Here is a 15,361-nt window from a genome sequence, read left to right as displayed (position 1 = left end):
TCCACATCCTCCCCGATAGCGGCGGGAAGATGCCCCTCGCCTGGCGGACGGAGAGCGACAGGCACACGAAGCGTTGCCTTCAATGTCCGTGGACCAACGGGCTTGCCGTCAGGCGTCGGTTCGCTGTCCTCGCCGCGACGCAGACCGGGCGCGCGGGGCAATGGTCTTGGGTGGCTGTGTTCCCCACGTTGCCGTAGATGAAGACCGCCATCTTGAGTCTGGGAGTGTTGTTGAGCCTCGGCGCGAGTCCCGCGCTGGGAAAGTCCAAGAAGGACGAGGCCTGCACCGAGCCATGCGGCGCGCGCTCTCGCCAGCTCAAGGACCACACGTTCCTCTTCCCCATGCTTCAGGGAAGTGCGTTCGTCACCACCAACGTGGGCATCCGGGAAGGTCTCGCGCGCTATGACGTCCCGGATGTCCCGGTGAACGAACTCGAGCCGCGGGACGTCCTGCTCACCGGTATCCAGCAGACGCTGGACCTGAGCCTGGGCATCACGGACTGGCTCGGCTTCACGGGCTTTGGCAGGGCGACCATCATCACCGGCTCCAACGCGGATGGGCTGCTGGCCTCGGGCGCCTCGGTCGACCTCGTCGGACAGCTTGGGGGCGTCGTGCGGATTCTGCGCAGCGACACGAGTGGAACGCAGCTCTCGTTCCGAGCGAACTACGGCTACAACCGGGGTCGGGAGATCACCCTGCTCCCGCTCATCAGCGCCATCGTGGATTCGCCCGGGGTAACGGTGGGGGGCATCATCGATGGAGACCTGGGTCAGCTGCTCTTCGTGCCCCGGAAGGAATCCAGCACCAAGGGCGGCCTCTACGTGGCGCAGTCTTTCGGACGGGTGTTCTCGCTCCAGGCCTCCGGGGCGGCGGAGTATGCGTGGCAGACGCGCCGCCCGTTCGACAGTGTCGCGGGAGGGCGGTTCGAGCAGAACACCCACGCGCTTCGCGTCTCCCTCTCGCTGGCCGCGACGCTGGACATCTACCCGGTGACGGCGGTGCCGCTGGCGGTGATGGGCGAGTACGTCTTCCGCACGGGGTTCCAGGAGCGGGTGGGCCAGGATGACCGGACCCTGAAGGACAGCACGGCGGCGCTGGGCATCTACTACTCCGGCCGAGCCAACCTCCAACTCGGCCTGGGCGCGGTGAGGACCTTCAACGCCGAACCGCACCCGGGCCTGGGTGCGAGAGGCCGCACCCTCGAATCCGGCGAGCCCTCCTTGTCCTACGGAGAACTCATCCTTCGCTACGTCTGGTGAGCACGGACCTCAGTCGTCAACCCGGCAACCACCAGAGCTGATTGTTGCCGCGCAGTGTGCGCTCGAGCCAATCCGCGAAGCGTGGCGCAATTCGAACCACCTTCCGAGGATACGACTCATGGAAGGCGTCGAGGATGGGAAATCGGTCTGCATGCTCTGGGGCAACGTCCACCAGGCAGTAATCGGAGTCCCCCAAATAGACGAGCGTCCACCACGCGGGGGAACCCATCGAATCATCATCCTTCCCGCGCATCGCGACGCGCGCACGCTGAATCTCCGCCAGCGGCAGAATCCGGAAGTTCTCATCCGGCCGAGGGTGGAACAGCGTCGCGCCATCGCACCACGAATAGAACTCCCGCAGGTCCGCATCCAGATGCCATCCCGTACGCAGCTCGAACGCGGCAAGTTGCGCCGGCGTCGCGGGGGCGTTGGGAAAGTGGCGGGCTGAGATTTCATCGAGGAGATGGCGCATGCGCTAATCCGAGTATGGCCGGTCCGGGCCAATGGTGCGCCACCGCACGTCACCCGCATAGCACTGGGGGTACACGGTATTGATCGTCTCGTGGATTTCTGGCGGGACGGGCAGGAGGTTGGCTCGTGCAACCGGGTCGCCTCCATGGAGCAGGTCGTGGATGTGGTGCCCTGGCCACATGTCCCCGCCTGGCACCCGAGGCCAGGCCCCGAACTCCTCGGCCCACTGGTTGCGAAATCCGCGTCGCGCGTTGTTCCAGATACGCCTCGACGCGGCGCCATCCGTTTCGGGGTAGTCGCAACAGCAGTGAGTGATAGCCAGACGTCCACCGGCCGCGGCGGGAAGCCCGAGGAAACGTCCGCTCCAATCCCCCTTGATGTCGGCCAGCCAGATGCAGCCTTGAAGCAAGCGTCCCGCAGCGGCGCAACGCCGCTCACAACGCGTCATGAAGTCCGCGCTGCAGCTCCATGGGCCGTAATAGATGCTCGTCGTCACGTGACCGCCGTCGGGGCTTGGCACGGCCGGCCCCGTCCACTTCGCGGAAGCAGGAGGCCCCACTGAACCCACCGTGGCCGAACCGCACGCAACAAGCACCAGCGCGGACGCGGCAAGCCACACCGCGCCACGCGCCTCAGGCTCTCTAATCATGGAAAAACTGGATACCACACGCAACTGCTGCTCGCGAACGGACCTCAGTGCCCCGCGCCGCTGGTGGCCTTCAGTCCGATGATGGCGACCAGGAGCATGGAGAGGAAGAGGATGCGCAGCGGGGAGATGGGCTCGTGGAAGAGCACCACGCCCAGCACCGCCGCACCGAGCGCTCCGATGCCCACCCACACCGCGTAGGCCGTGCCGATGGGCAGGGTCTTCGCCGCCGTGGACAGCAGGAACATGCTGGCGACGATGGCCACGCCCGTGAGGACGCTGGGGACAAGACGGGTGAAGCCCTCGGTGTACTTGAGGCCCACGGCCCAGCACACCTCGAGCAGCCCCGCGATGAGGAGAATGATCCACGCCATGACGTACGACTCCTGAGATGAGCGTCGTCTTGTCGTGACCGGGTACGGCGCACCTCGTCCGGGCCCGCCGTCCCCTCCCTGGGAACAACGGACGGCGAGGTCTATAGCGCCTCGCCCCTCCGGCTTCAACGTCCTCTGGCCCCCGGAGATTCCCCCCTCACACCCGCGGCACGGACTGCGCCTCCGTCACGGGCACGGCCTTCATGCGCGGGGACACCTGCCGCTGCATCGCGGTGTCGGCGATATGACGGATGAGCGCGGGATACGACAGCCCCCGCTCCCGCGCGCCGAGCGCCACCTCGCACTGCGCCTCCAGGTAGGGATTCGGATTCACCTCCAGGAGATAGGGGTCCTTCGTCCCACTGGAGAGCCTGAAGTCGATGCGAGCGTAGTCGCGCAGCTTGAGCGCCCGGAACGCGGTGATGGCGGCGCGGGAGACGCGCCCCAGCAGCTCATCCGACAAATCCGTGGGCAGCACCAGCCTCGGGCTGCCCGCGGTCTCCGGGCCGAACTTCACCTCGCGGTTGGCGATCTTCATCCGCTTGCGGCCCCACTTCGCGCCGAAGTCCAGCTCCACCACCGGCAGCACTTCCGGCCGCGAGGGGTCGCCCAGCACGCCCACGTACAGCTCGCGCCCTTCGATGAACTCCTCCGCGAGCGCCTCGTCACCGAACTCTTCTCGAATCTTCCGCACGCGCCGCGCCAGCCCCTCCAGGTCCTTCTCCACGCCCAGCCCCAGCGACGCATCCGAGCGGGCCGGCTTCACCACCACCGGGAAGCGCAAATCGCCGCTCGTCTGCAGGGACGCCCCATCGAAGGTGGCGAACCGGGGCGTGAGCACCCCGTGGTACTGGAGGAGCTGCTTGGTGAGGATCTTGTCCTGCGCCAGCAGCAGCCCCGCCGTCCCAGAGCCCGTGAAGGGCACCCGCGCCAGCTCCAACATCGCGGCGACGTTGACCTCCAGCCGGTAGTCGTCGGCGAACGTCTCGCAGATGTTGAAGACCAGGTCGGCGCGACTGCGGCCCACCATGCGGACCAGGTCGGACACGCTCTCGTCCACGCCAATGGCCACGGTCTCGTGTCCGCCCTCCTCGAGCGCCGAGCGGACCTGCCCCATGACAGCGTCCGCCGGCTCGCCCTTCGGCTGATAGTGGAGGACCGCGATGCGCCAGGGGCCCGGGGCCATGTTCACTCCTCGAAGAAGCGGTCGGTGTAGAGGTGATTCATCGCCAGGGCCGTCACGAGCGAGGCGATGCGCAGCGCCGCCTCCCTGCTGTCATCCGGGTGCAGCGTGAGCCCCAGCGACGCGGTCCTGTCCCCCAGGTGGTCCAGCAGCGCCCGCACCACGCTGGGACTGACCCCCGTGTAGTGGCTCACGCTCGACAAGAGCCGCTGCCGCTCGGCGCGAACCAACGTCTCCGCGCGCACCGGCGCCACGCCGGGCCCCTCGAAGATATCCTCCAGGAACTGGTCGAACGCGTCGCGCAGCTCCAGGTCCACCTTCTGGTCCAGCTCCCGCTGCCGATAGTGGTCGAGGACCGTGCCCTCCATCTCCTCCGTCGTCAGGTCCGGCTGGGCCAACTGGACTCGCGGTGGCGTACGGCCCAGCCGCCCCACCGTGTCCTCCACGTACTGGAGCTTTCGCAGCGCGCCCCAGCCCTGGTAGCGCTTGCGCCAGTCGCTGTCCGGCGTGAGCCACACCGCGAAGGTCTCCGCGAAGTCCTCGTCCGGGTGCTTCTGCGCGTACCAGCCCGCGATGTGGTGGACGTAGCGCCGCGAGAAGGGCCGCGCCTTGTAGTCGTCGCGGTACGGTCGCGAGTAGTCGCCGAACTGCTTGCGCCACTCCTCCGTCTCGTAGAGCTGGTGGGCGTAGTTGAAGGCGTGCCCGGCCTCGTGGCGCAGGTACATGAGGATCTCCCCTTCCGTCTCCACGCCGCCGCCCAGCTCCGCCTCGATGGAGTGCAGGTCCGGGTCCGCCAGGTAGAACGGCACGCCGATGACGGGCACGCCGGAAGGACAGCCCCACTCGTCGGACAGGTAGCACTGGGGCTTGAAGGAGATGCCTCGCGACTCCAGCTCCGCGTAGAGCTGGTCGATGTGCCGCTCCAGCGGCGTCCCCGCCAGTCGCAGCGACAGGTCCTTGATGCGGGCCTGCAGCAACTGCTCACGTCGAGGAGGCAGTCCGCCGCGTCCGTCGCCCTGTTGCGCCGGGTGCTTCTCACGCAGGGGGAAGGCGGGATGGGAGGGAGGAGTCCACATGCCCTCTTCTAGATAAGAAGCCCCGGGCCAGGCGGGCAGCCCTTCAGCGCGCGCCAGGCGGGCAGCCAACCAAGGCCCCGCTGAGCCGCGCGTCAGTGGGAGGCGGGGGGCGAAGGTGGCTCGGACTCGGGGCTCGTGCCTGGTCCGCGTTTCTGGAAGCGGGCCACGGCGGCCTCGACGGTGAGATAGACGTTCTCCTCGCCCAGCCGCTCCATCATCCCCGTGCGACGCAGCATCCCGCGCAGCGGCGCGTTCGCATCCGCGATGACCAGGACGATGCCCTGGGCCTCCAACTCGCGGCGCAGCTTCTCCAGGCCGTCGGCGGCGGTGACGTCCAGGTCGAACACCGCGCTCGCGTCCAACACGACTTCCTGCACGGGGGGCTTCGCCCGAGCGACCAGCGCGCGAAGCTGCTCCCGGAGGTGGCGGGCATTGGCGAAGAACATGGGCGCGTCGAAGCGATAGACGAGGAGGCCCGGAATCGTGTGCGTGCCCGTGTGTCGGCTGACGTCGTGCCAGCCGGGCACGCCTTCACGCTCGCCCAGGACGGCGTCGTGCGGGTGCGCCGCGCGACGGATGAGGTCGCCCAGGGCCAGCGCCACGGCGATGAGGATGCCCTGGAGGATGCCCAGTACCAACACGCCGAGCGTCGTCACCACCGCGAGCACCGCTTCCACGCGCCGCACCCGCCACAGCGCGACGACGGCGGCCACATCCATCAGGTACACCGCCGCGACGATGACGATGCCCCCGAGCGTCACCAGCGGGAGGTTCTTGAGCAGCGGCGTGAGGAAGAGCGCGAACACGGTGACCAGCACGGCGGCGACGACCCCCACCAGCTGTGACTTGCCGCCCATGGCGTCATTGACCGCGGTGCGCGAGTCGCTCCCTGTCACCGGGAACCCCTGCGTGAAGGCATTGGCCAGGTTCGCGGCCGCCTGCCCGAGGAACTCCTGGTTGCCGTCCAGGTGGTACCGGTGCTTGTCCGCGTAGAGGCGGCCGGTGAGCACGGAGCCGGCGTAGTTGACCAGCGCGAGGCTCAGCGCTGCCGGGAGCAGGACCCGGACATCGGAGAAGCCCACCGAGGGCAGGCCCAGGGACGGCGGTGCGGCGGCGACGGGCCCGACGACCTTCACCCCTCCGTGATGGAGCTGGAACACCTCCGCGGCCACGGTGGTGAGCACCACGAGGATCAGCGGCCCGGGCAGCTTCGGCAGGAAGCGCCGCAGGAGCACGAGGACGACGATGATTCCCAGCCCGAGCAGCAGCGTGGGCAGATGCGTCTTTCCCAGGTTCTGCCCCACCTCCAGCACCTGCCCCGGAAAGTCGTTGGCCTTGCGCTCCAGGCCGAACATCCGCGCCAGCTGGCTGCCGATGATGATGAGCGCCGCGCCGTTGGTGTAGCCGATGAGGATGGGTTTGGAGAGGAAGTCCGCGAGCGCGCCCGTCTTGAACAGCCCGGCCGCCAGGCTGATGAGGCCCACCATCAACGCCAGGAGCGCGGCGAGCGAGGCGTAGCGGGCGGGGTCCGTGCCCGCGACACCCGCCAGCGCGCTCGCGGCGATGATGGCGGCACCCGCCTCCGGTCCGAGCAGCATGTGTCGGGAGGGCCCGAACAGCGCATAGGCCAGCATGGCGATGGCGCCCGCGTACAACCCGGCGACAGGCCTGACGCCGACGATCTGCGCGTAGGCCAGCCCTTGTGGCACCAGCATGGCGCCAATGGTCAGCGCGGAGAGCAGGTCCGGACGCAGCCAGGACTTCTGATAGCCCCGCACCCAGCTCAGTCCCGGAACGAACCGCCGCGCGCTTCGCCATCCGTCTGTCGCCGTGAGCTTCATCGTCTCGTCTCGCTCCGGTGGGAACCCGCGCTCTGACGGTGCGTCGCCCGTGAATCGTCCGCATGGGCTTCCGGGGAGGGGCAGGCGCCCGGCGGGGCTTCTGCTCGAAGGACGACGGACAAGCCCCACGTAAGGGAGCGACGAGCCCGAAGCGCTCCGGGCCCGCGCGTGGCCACGTCCCCAGCTTCATCCGACTCAGTCAGGAGGACGTCTCATGTCTCGGTTCTTCGTCATGTCCCTGATGCTGACCACGCTGCTCACCGCTCCGCCCGCCCTGGGAGGTGCGTTGAGACAGGCGGCCGAATCCAAGGAGGACTTCATCGAACAGGAGCCACCCGTGGCTGGCAGCTTCACGTTCAACCTGGGCGTGGGCGTCGTCTTCCCACTCTTTGAAACCCACAGCCGGTTCAAGGAGGGCTGGGGATTCCTGCTCGGCGCGGGCTACCACCTCACCGAGCGCGTCAGCCTCCACGCGGAATACCAGTACAGCGACTACGACGTGAAAGAGGGCCTGCTGGCGGACACCAGCCTCTCCGGCGACCACATCATGCAGTACGGAGATCTCAACCTGCTCATCGGCGTCGCGCCGAAAGGACGGTTCGGTCTCTACATCACCGGTGGCCCGGGCCTGTACTACCGCAAGGTGGAGCTCACCCAGTTCGCGGGCGCGGCGCTCGTCCCGGTCTGCGACCCGTGGTTGCTCTACTGCACCAGCGACGTCGTCCCGGTGGACACCGTCATCGGCTCGCGCAGCACGACGGACTTCGGGTTGAACGGCGGTGTGGGCGTCTCCTATCGCGTCTACGGCCCGATGCGCGTCTATCTGGAAGCGCGCTACCACTACATCTTCGGCCCTGAGTACGACACGCCGACGGGCTCGCGACGGGCGAACGGCCAGTACCTGCCCATCAACCTGGGCGTCCGCTTCTGAGGCCCGCGCCATGACGCCCCGGAGGCCCCGGCGTCCCCGGCGGCCTCCCGGGGCGGGCGCACGATTCCACGCCCGCCTCCCCCCGCGGGGCTCCTCCTGAGAGGAGGGCCACGCACTACCCTGGATTGATATCTGGAGGGACGCTCGCATGAGAAGCCAAGCGCGCCATGCCGCCATTCTCGCAGGAGCCGCCGTCGTCGGGCTGGCTGTCATCGCCTTCGCACAGGGACAGCCGCCGCCTGCCATGCAGCCGCATCCCCACGGCGTCTTCGGCGCCATCCTGGACTACCTGCGCCGTCAGCCCTTCATCCTGCTGTTCCTCGTCGTGGCCGCGGGTTACGCGCTCGGTGAGGTGAAGGTGAAGGGCGTGGGCATGGGCTCCACGGCCGCGACCTTGCTGCTCGCCCTCATCGTCAGCTTCTGGGCCTTCCAGGCCTACAACATCGAGTACACCCTGCCGGAGTTCACCAGCACGGTGTTCTTCAATCTCTTCATCTTCGCCATCGGCATGAAGGTGGGGCCCCAGTTCCTCGGCGGTATCCACCGGGAGGGCAAGCACCTCATCATCCTGGCGCTGCTGGTACCGCTGCTGTCGTCGGCGCTCGTCTACGCGTCGCGCTTCTTCACGCACCTGGCGCCGGGGTTGCTGGCGGGTATCCTCTCGGGTGCGAACACGGCCACCCCGGGTTTCGGCGCGGCGCAGGCGGCGCTGGCCAGTGGCTCCGCGGCCCTGTCCGGGGAAGCCGCGCGCCAGGCACCGGGCAACCTCACCACGTCCTACGCGTTCCTCTACTGCATCAGCATGGTTGTCTTCACCGTGTTGATGTCGGTGATGCCGAAGATGTTCGGCAAGGACGCGGTGGCGGACGGCAAGGCGATGGAGAAGGAGCTGGCGGGCGAGGACTCCGCGCCGCTGCCGGGCACCGCGGACTCGTTCATCCGGGGCTACATGCCGTTGGACCTGCGGGTCTTCCGGGTGGAGAACCCGGCGCTGGAGGGGCGCACGGTGGCGGACCTGGACCATGCGCATCCGCGGGTCGCCATCGAGCGCATCTACCACAAGGGGCGCGTCTACAACCCGCCGCCGGACCTGGTGCTCAGTCGCGGTGACGAGGTGGCGATGCTCGGCCCCGTCTCGCTGCTCCTGGCGGGCGGGCCGCGCATCGGGCCGGAGGTGGACGACTCGAAGCTGCGGAACGTGAAGTTCGACACGGTGGAGTTCATCGTCCACAACAAGGACGTCATCGGGAAGACGCTGGGGGAGCTGGCGCTGCGGATGGGCCAAGGCATCTACCTCAACGCGCTCTTCCGGGCGGGTGACCAGCTTCCGGTGAGCCAGGACCAGGCGGTCAACAAGGGTGACGTGCTGCGCATCACCGGCAGCCCCAAGCGGGTGGCGGAGCTGGGCAAGGTGCTGGGGCCGCCGGTGAAGCCCAGCCTGTCCACGGACATCATCACGCTGGGCCTGGGGCTCGCCGCGGGTGCGCTGCTGGGCGCCATCACGGTCCCCATGTTCGGCATCCAGTTCAGCCTGGGCTCCGCGGTGGGGCTGCTCGTCGTCAGCATCGGGTTGAGCATCTTGCGAACGCACAACCCGGCGCTCGGCGGTCCGTTCCCGGAGTCCGCGCGTCAGCTGCTCGAGGATGTCGGGCTGAACGTCTTCATCGCCATCCTGGGGTTGAACTCGGGAGCAGGCGTGGCGCACGCCATCGCGGGCGGTCTGCTGGTGCCCACGCTCGTCATCGGCTCCATCGCGGCCTTCGTTCCTCCCATCATCGGGTGGATGGTGGGCCAGTACATCTTCAAGATGAACAGCGCCGTGTTGATGGGCGCCATCGCCGGAGCGCGCTGCAACAGCGCCGGCATGAGGGCCGCACAGGAGGCGTCGAAGAGCATCGTCCCGGCGATCGGCTATCCGGTGACGTTCGCCATCTCGAACCTGCTGCTCACCCTCATCTGTTACATGTTCGCCCTGATGGGCTGAGAGAACGCCATGAGCGCTCCCCTTCCCTCCTGGAATGACGGCGCGGCGCGCAGGGCGCTGCTGGACTTCGTCGATGCGGTGACCACGGACGGGGCGTCCAGCTTCGTTCGGCCGGAGGACCGGGTCGCAGTCTTCGACAACGACGGCACGCTCTGGTCGGAGCAGCCCATGTACGTGCAGGCCCACTTCGTCGTGGACCGGGTCCGGGAGCTGGTGCCCGCACATCCGGAGTGGCGCAAGCAGCAACCCTTCCAGGCGCTCATCGAGGGGGACGAAGAGGCGCTGCGCAAGCTCACGGAGCATGACGCCGCGGCGCTCGTCGCGGCCACCCATGCGGGGATGACCACGGGGGAGTTCTCCCGGACGGCGAAGGCGTGGCTGGCGACCGCGAAGCATCCGCGCTTCCAGCGGCCCTTCACCCACTGCATCTACCAGCCGATGCTGGAGCTGTTGGAGCTCCTGCGGACGCATGGGTTCGACCTGCACATCGTCTCGGGTGGTGGCATCGACTTCCTGCGGGCTTTCAGCGAGGAGACGTACGGCATCCCCTCGTCGCATGTGATTGGGAGCAGCGGGAAGACACACTTCGACCTGCGGGACGGCCAGCCCGTGCTGGTGAAGCTGCCTGGCCTCACCAGCCTCGACGATGGCGAGGGCAAGCCCATCAACATCCACCTGCACATCGGGAAGCGGCCGGTGCTGGCGTTCGGCAACTCGGACGGGGATCTCCAGATGCTGCAGTACGCGGGCTCGGGAGATGGACCTCGGCTGCGGTTGCTGCTCCACCACGACGACGCGGAGCGGGAGTACGCGTATGACCGCGAGGCGAAGACGGGACGACTGGACCGGGCACTGGATGTCGCGGGGAAGGACGGGTGGACGGTGGTGAGCATGCGCTCGGACTGGAACCAGGTGTTTCCCCAGGGCTGACGGAGCATGTGGGTCAAGGCTCGCCCGTCCGGGAGCATGCCAGCACGCGTCCACTCGACGTCAGTGCTTCTTGTTCAGCGGGAAGAGAAACGAGAGCTGGACGCGCAGCTGCCACTCGGCCGCGCCCGGCAGGTCGGGCCGAATGGCGTTGTAGTACGCCGACACGGAGCCATTCAGGGCCTGCTTGCCCACGGTGAAGACCTTGCCCGCCCCCAGGCCGAAGGGAATGGTCCACTGCTCTCCCGAGGGCGCCTCCCAGTTCGCAGTGAGGATGGGCGCGGACGTCACATACCAACCCTTCGGAAGGTTGTAGCTGATGAAGTACTGGAGCAGCAGTTGGTTGACCGTCTCCCGCTCCTCGTCACCGAACACGGAGAACACGTTGTTCGCCAGCACTCCAATGGACCAGGGAGAGGGCTGAACCAGCGCCACCACGGACGGCCCGACACTCCACTTCCCCGTGCCCAGCGCATCCGCCGTCCCCGTGGGCAGCAGGAATGCCGGGCCGATCCCCCAGATGAAGAGGCCTGGCTCCTTCGGCGCCACGAAGAACGTGGCCGACGTGTCACCCAGACCGAACGTCCCCCCACTCCCCTCCGCCAGGTCCGGTTGATAGAGAATGGGCACGATGAGGCGCACGATGACGTTGAAGTCGTGCGTCAGCGGCAACGGCACCACCGGCTGGATGTTGAGCGTGTTGCGGACCCGGTCCCCAGGGTCCACCCCCAGGTCCAGGTTGTTCTGGAGGGGCACGCTGATGAGCAAGGCCACCGGGTTCTGCACCGCCTTGGCCAGCTCCTGCTGATCCGCATCTCCTCCTGGCGGCGAGGGAGGCTGCTGCTCCTCCGCGGACGAAAGCAGTGGGGCCGACAGCAGCAGCATCACGGCCAACGCCCCGCCTCGACCCGCCCTCGGTGCTCGCATGTGCCCCCGCCCCGTGCCAGGAATGGCACCGAAGGGGATGTTCATCGGTGGGCGGCCCGGCAATGGAAGCCTCCCCACGGGGCATGCGCACCGCTTTGGACCGTGCGTTGGCAACCCTCGCCGGGAAGGCGACGCGCTCAGTCGCTCAGCGCATCGATCGCGGGCGGGACATACGCACCTCGCATCGCCGACTCGGTGGGGCCGTAGATGCGCAGGAGGACATAGAAGCGCCCATCAGGGATGGGCAGCCAGTTGGCCACGCGGTGGGGCTCGGGCGCTTCGTGCTGGAGGAAGAAGGAAATCGAGCCATCGCTCGACTTCTTCAAGTCACGAGACCTGTCCCCCATCGAGTACCGCTGGATGGGATTCTCCACCAGCATGCGAGTCTCACTGTCGTACGCCGTGAGCGACCAGAAGAACCGCGCGGGAGGCAGCGCGTCCGCGGTGAAGCGAAGCACGTACCGGCTCCGGCTTCCGTCCAGCAGGCGGTCCTCACCATCCAGGTGGGTGATGGGATAGACGGCCTCCTCGGCCGAGTTCGCGTAGATGTAGTTCCAGGCGACGCGCGCCCGCAGCAGGTAGTCGTCGCCGAACGCGCCCACCTTCGGGTCGGGCAACTCCCAGCCGCGATGAAGCACGGGGCGCTGCTGGATGGCGCGGCGTGCCTCCTTCACCCCCTCCAGCATCGCGTCACGCACGGCTGGCGAGAGCCCCTGTGCATTCATGCGTGCCCCGGGCCGCACCCCGAGTCGCGCGAAGCGCGCCAGCAAGGACTGCTCCGCCTCCGTGAACCGGTGCCACTGCATCATGAAGTTGACGTACTCGAACGCCTTCAGCGATGCGTCCGCCTTGTCGTCGAAGTATGGAGGCCACGCCACGGCGGGCAGCTTCGGCGCCGCCTGCTTCGTGAGTTCATGGAGCGGCGTCAGCCGGAACCGCTGCTGGAGCGCGACCGCCGAGGACAGGTCCTCGGGTCCACTGACGCCGATGCGCAGCAGCGCCGCCACGAACATCGAGGCGGACCGGATGACGAGCGCGTCGCGCAGCGAGTCGGGCAACACACCGTCCCAGTCCGGTCCCGCGATGACGAAGCGCCGAGGGTCCGTCCCCGTGGCCCGCGTCCCGATGTACGGCAGATTGTTCGTCGTGATGTCGACCAACTGGACGCAGAAGTAGCGTCCGCTCAGCTCGGGCGTGTCCAGCACCACGGGCTCACCGCGCAAATCCAGGTTCGCTTCCGAGTACAGCGTGTCGTTGTTCGGGGAGACGACGTCGCGGTCCTTCGGAGTGAACAGCCGAGCGAAGTGCAGGAAGCGATTGGCCGGCCGGACCTGCGGTGAGTCCGGCAGGAAGCCCAGGGCGAACAGGCGGTAATGCTCCACCAGGGGCAGGCCGAAGACATAGGCGTCGCGCGCGAGGTCCTGGATCTCCTGGGGCGTCAGTCCCGACGTCGATGACTCCAACATGATGGCACCTCTCCTGGCGTGACGAGGTCAGCGCCCTCGCCCGCGCGGCTGGCTCACGTCCGGCAACCTGGGCCGGGGCTGATTCGCACGCAACAGTCCAAGAGGACCGGTGGCAAGGCGCCCGCTGCGGACGACTGGTCCAGCCCCACCCGCCCCGAATCGAGAGGCTTGCTCGTCCCCTCGCCCGGCCTCGAAGGACAGGACTGTCGACCTCATCGAATCCTTCGATTTCCCCCGCCTCGATTGTCAGACACCCCGACGCTCAGCAACGTGTGCGGGACACGACAGCCGGAGCGCCACGCATGCCGGAGAGCCATCATCCTCACAGCGCCGCAGCCCACTCCGTCGCACGCTTCCTGCCATTCCTATCCTGGCTTCCCAAGTGGCGGCCGAGCTCGCTCAAGCGGGACGTCGCGGCGGCGCTGACCATCACCGCGCTCCAGATTCCAGAGGCCATGGCCTACGCGGAGCTCGCGGGAGTGCCACCGCAGGCGGCCTTCTACGCGGGCCCGGTGGCCCTGGTACTCTATGCCCTGCTGGGCACGTCACGCCAGCTCGTGGTCGCCATCTCCGCCACCGTCGCCGTGCTCTCCGCGTCCACGGTGGCCGCGCTCGCGCCTTCCGGTACGCCCCGCTTCATCGCGCTCACCGCCGCGCTGGCCATGCTCGCGGGCCTCATCTCCATCCTCGCCGGCGTGCTGAAGCTCGGGCGAATCGCGCAGTTCTTCTCGGAGTCGGTCCTCACCGGCTTCGTCTTCGGTCTCGCCCTGGTCATCGCCATCAAACAGGTGCCCAAGCTGCTCGGCCTCGAAGCCGGGAGCGGCAACTTCTTCGAGCGGCTGTGGAACCTGGTGACCCACCTGGGCCAGACACACCCGCTCACGCTCGTCGTCGGCGTGGCGAGCCTCGCGGTGTTGGTCCTCCTGGGCAAGCTGCTGCCGCGCCTGCCCGCGTCCCTCGTCGTGCTGGTGCTGGGCACCGTGGTCGTCGGGGTGCTCGGCCTTCAAGGGCGGGGCGTGAAGGTGGTGGGCGACATTCCCTCCGGCCTGTCGGGCCCCTCCATTCCAGACGTGGGCCTGGGAGACCTCTTGAAGCTGATGCCCGGTGCGTTCGGCATCGCGCTGGTGGCGTTCGCGGAGGCCATTGGACCCGCCCGGGTGCTCGCGTCGAAGCACCGTTATGAAGTGGACCCGAACCAGGAGCTCATCGGCCTGGGCGCGGCGAACCTGGGCGCCGGCCTCTTCCGCGGTCTGTCCGTGGGATGCAGCCTGTCCAAGTCCGCCGCCAATGACGCGGCGGGGGCGCTCACGCAGATGTCCAGCCTGCTCGCGGCCGCCATCCTCGCGCTGGTGGCGCTCTTCTTCACGCCGCTGTTCCGCACGCTGCCGGAGGCCACCCTGGCCGCCATCGTCGTGCTGGCCACCGTGGGGATGATGGACGTCAAGGAGATGCGCCGCCTCTTCAAGCTGCGCCGCACGGACTTCTTCCTCGCGGCGGGCGCGCTCCTCAGCGTACTCGTGCTCGAGGTGCTGCCAGGCCTGCTGGTCTCCGTGGGCCTCTCCGTGGCGCTCCTCGTCTGGCGCGCCAGCCAGCCCCGCGTCAGCGAGCTGGGACGCGCGCCGGGCACGCTGGACTTCGCGGACGTGCGGCGTGACCCCGCCCCGCTCACCGTGCCCGGGCTGCTGATGATTCGCCCCAACGAGGGCATCTTCTTCGCCAACGCCACGTCCCTCCGGGACGCCATCATCGGCCGGGTGGACAGCGCGACCTCGCCCGTTCACGCCGTGCTGCTGGACCTGGAAGTCACCGCGGACCTCGACGTGCCCGGCGCGGACATGCTCGCCGCGCTGAAGGAATCACTCGAGCACCGCGAAATCACGCTGATGCTCTCCCGCGTACTCGGGCCCACCCAGCGCATGCTGGACCGGACCGGCGTGACGGAGCACATCGGCGCGAAGAACATCCACCCGCAGACCTTGAACGGCGTCGTGGAGTACCTGTCACATCGGACCCACCACGCGAAGGCCGAATGGTCGCTCGTGCGAGACGGCCTCCATCGGTTGAATGCCCTGGTGGAAGAGGCCATCCCCGCAGCCGAGGAAGACGGCGACCGGCGACGGCTGGAAGCGCTGCGCCAGAAGCTGGCTCGGATTGACGACGGCTCATCGTCACGCGAGTAGTCGCCCGCCCTCCTCACGGCCGCCCCCTGGGACGCATTCCCAGACGCAACGGTGATATTCTGGACAGGTCGTACTAGCCAGAACTCATCGGACGGC

General features: G+C 68.0%; 12 protein-coding genes and 1 riboswitch. Of the genes, 5 read left to right on the top strand and 7 right to left on the bottom strand.

The genetic code is table 11. The features are described from left to right. Positions 1 to 197 precede the first annotated feature (197 nt). Complete coding sequence (locus HUA74_RS17805) at positions 198 to 1,259, top strand: hypothetical protein (RefSeq protein ID WP_174455446.1); 1,062 nt, start codon at positions 198 to 200, stop codon at positions 1,257 to 1,259. 16 nt (positions 1,260 to 1,275) lie between these two features. Here the strand turns inward: HUA74_RS17805 and HUA74_RS17800 are convergent, their stop codons facing one another. From HUA74_RS17800 to HUA74_RS17780, 5 genes are all read right to left on the bottom strand, one after another. Beyond that, on the bottom strand, positions 1,276 to 1,731 hold the full coding sequence (locus HUA74_RS17800; RefSeq protein WP_174455445.1) for an SMI1/KNR4 family protein: 456 nt from the start codon (positions 1,729 to 1,731) through the stop codon (positions 1,276 to 1,278). 692 nt (positions 1,732 to 2,423) lie between these two features. Then, positions 2,424 to 2,750: a quaternary ammonium compound efflux SMR transporter SugE gene (gene sugE, locus HUA74_RS17795; RefSeq protein ID WP_141642317.1), complete on the bottom strand. Its 327-nt coding sequence runs from the start codon at positions 2,748 to 2,750 to the stop codon at positions 2,424 to 2,426. Positions 2,751 to 2,768: 18 nt separating this feature from the next. Next, positions 2,769 to 2,838, bottom strand: a riboswitch (guanidine-III (ykkC-III) riboswitch). A 69-nt stretch (positions 2,839 to 2,907) separates the two neighbouring features. Then, on the bottom strand, positions 2,908 to 3,936 hold the full coding sequence (locus HUA74_RS17790) for an ATP-grasp domain-containing protein (RefSeq protein WP_174455444.1): 1,029 nt from the start codon (positions 3,934 to 3,936) through the stop codon (positions 2,908 to 2,910). Positions 3,937 to 3,938: 2 nt separating this feature from the next. Beyond that, entirely contained in the window at positions 3,939 to 5,009 is a 1,071-nt protein-coding gene (locus tag HUA74_RS17785) for a putative zinc-binding metallopeptidase (RefSeq protein WP_141642315.1), read from the bottom strand. Between the two features lie 92 nt (positions 5,010 to 5,101). Beyond that, positions 5,102 to 6,850, bottom strand: coding sequence for a SulP family inorganic anion transporter (locus tag HUA74_RS17780; protein WP_174455443.1), 1,749 nt, complete (start codon positions 6,848 to 6,850; stop codon positions 5,102 to 5,104). A 214-nt stretch (positions 6,851 to 7,064) separates the two neighbouring features. On the opposite strand from HUA74_RS17780, the gene HUA74_RS17775 reads away from it, so the two are divergent. From HUA74_RS17775 to HUA74_RS17765, 3 genes are all read left to right on the top strand, one after another. Further along, on the top strand, positions 7,065 to 7,781 hold the full coding sequence (locus HUA74_RS17775; protein WP_174455442.1) for an outer membrane beta-barrel protein: 717 nt from the start codon (positions 7,065 to 7,067) through the stop codon (positions 7,779 to 7,781). A 148-nt stretch (positions 7,782 to 7,929) separates the two neighbouring features. Next, positions 7,930 to 9,765, top strand: a complete 1,836-nt coding sequence (locus HUA74_RS17770; RefSeq protein WP_174455441.1) for an aspartate:alanine exchanger family transporter — start codon at positions 7,930 to 7,932, stop codon at positions 9,763 to 9,765. Positions 9,766 to 9,774: 9 nt separating this feature from the next. Then, positions 9,775 to 10,695 carry an HAD family phosphatase gene (locus tag HUA74_RS17765; protein WP_174455440.1) on the top strand — a complete coding sequence of 307 codons (921 nt, stop codon included), beginning with the start codon at positions 9,775 to 9,777 and terminating at the stop codon, positions 10,693 to 10,695. 60 nt (positions 10,696 to 10,755) lie between these two features. Here HUA74_RS17765 and HUA74_RS17760 read toward each other — a convergent pair whose 3' ends face one another. After that, on the bottom strand, positions 10,756 to 11,577 hold the full coding sequence (locus tag HUA74_RS17760; RefSeq protein ID WP_254625123.1) for a neuromedin U: 822 nt from the start codon (positions 11,575 to 11,577) through the stop codon (positions 10,756 to 10,758). Between the two features lie 179 nt (positions 11,578 to 11,756). Next, positions 11,757 to 13,085 carry a DUF1254 domain-containing protein gene (locus tag HUA74_RS17755; protein ID WP_174455438.1) on the bottom strand — a complete coding sequence of 443 codons (1,329 nt, stop codon included), beginning with the start codon at positions 13,083 to 13,085 and terminating at the stop codon, positions 11,757 to 11,759. A gap of 302 nt (positions 13,086 to 13,387) precedes the next feature. Between HUA74_RS17755 and HUA74_RS17750 the strand changes: the two genes are divergently transcribed. Beyond that, positions 13,388 to 15,265, top strand: coding sequence for a SulP family inorganic anion transporter (locus HUA74_RS17750; protein ID WP_174455437.1), 1,878 nt, complete (start codon positions 13,388 to 13,390; stop codon positions 15,263 to 15,265). Positions 15,266 to 15,361 lie beyond the last annotated feature (96 nt).

The sequence above is a fragment of the Myxococcus sp. CA051A genome, assembly GCF_013336705.1.
Lineage (GTDB): Bacteria > Myxococcota > Myxococcia > Myxococcales > Myxococcaceae > Myxococcus > Myxococcus llanfairpwllgwyngyllgogerychwyrndrobwllllantysiliogogogochensis.
Note: the sequence above shows the minus strand (reverse complement) of the source record. Positions and strands in the feature narration are given on the sequence as shown.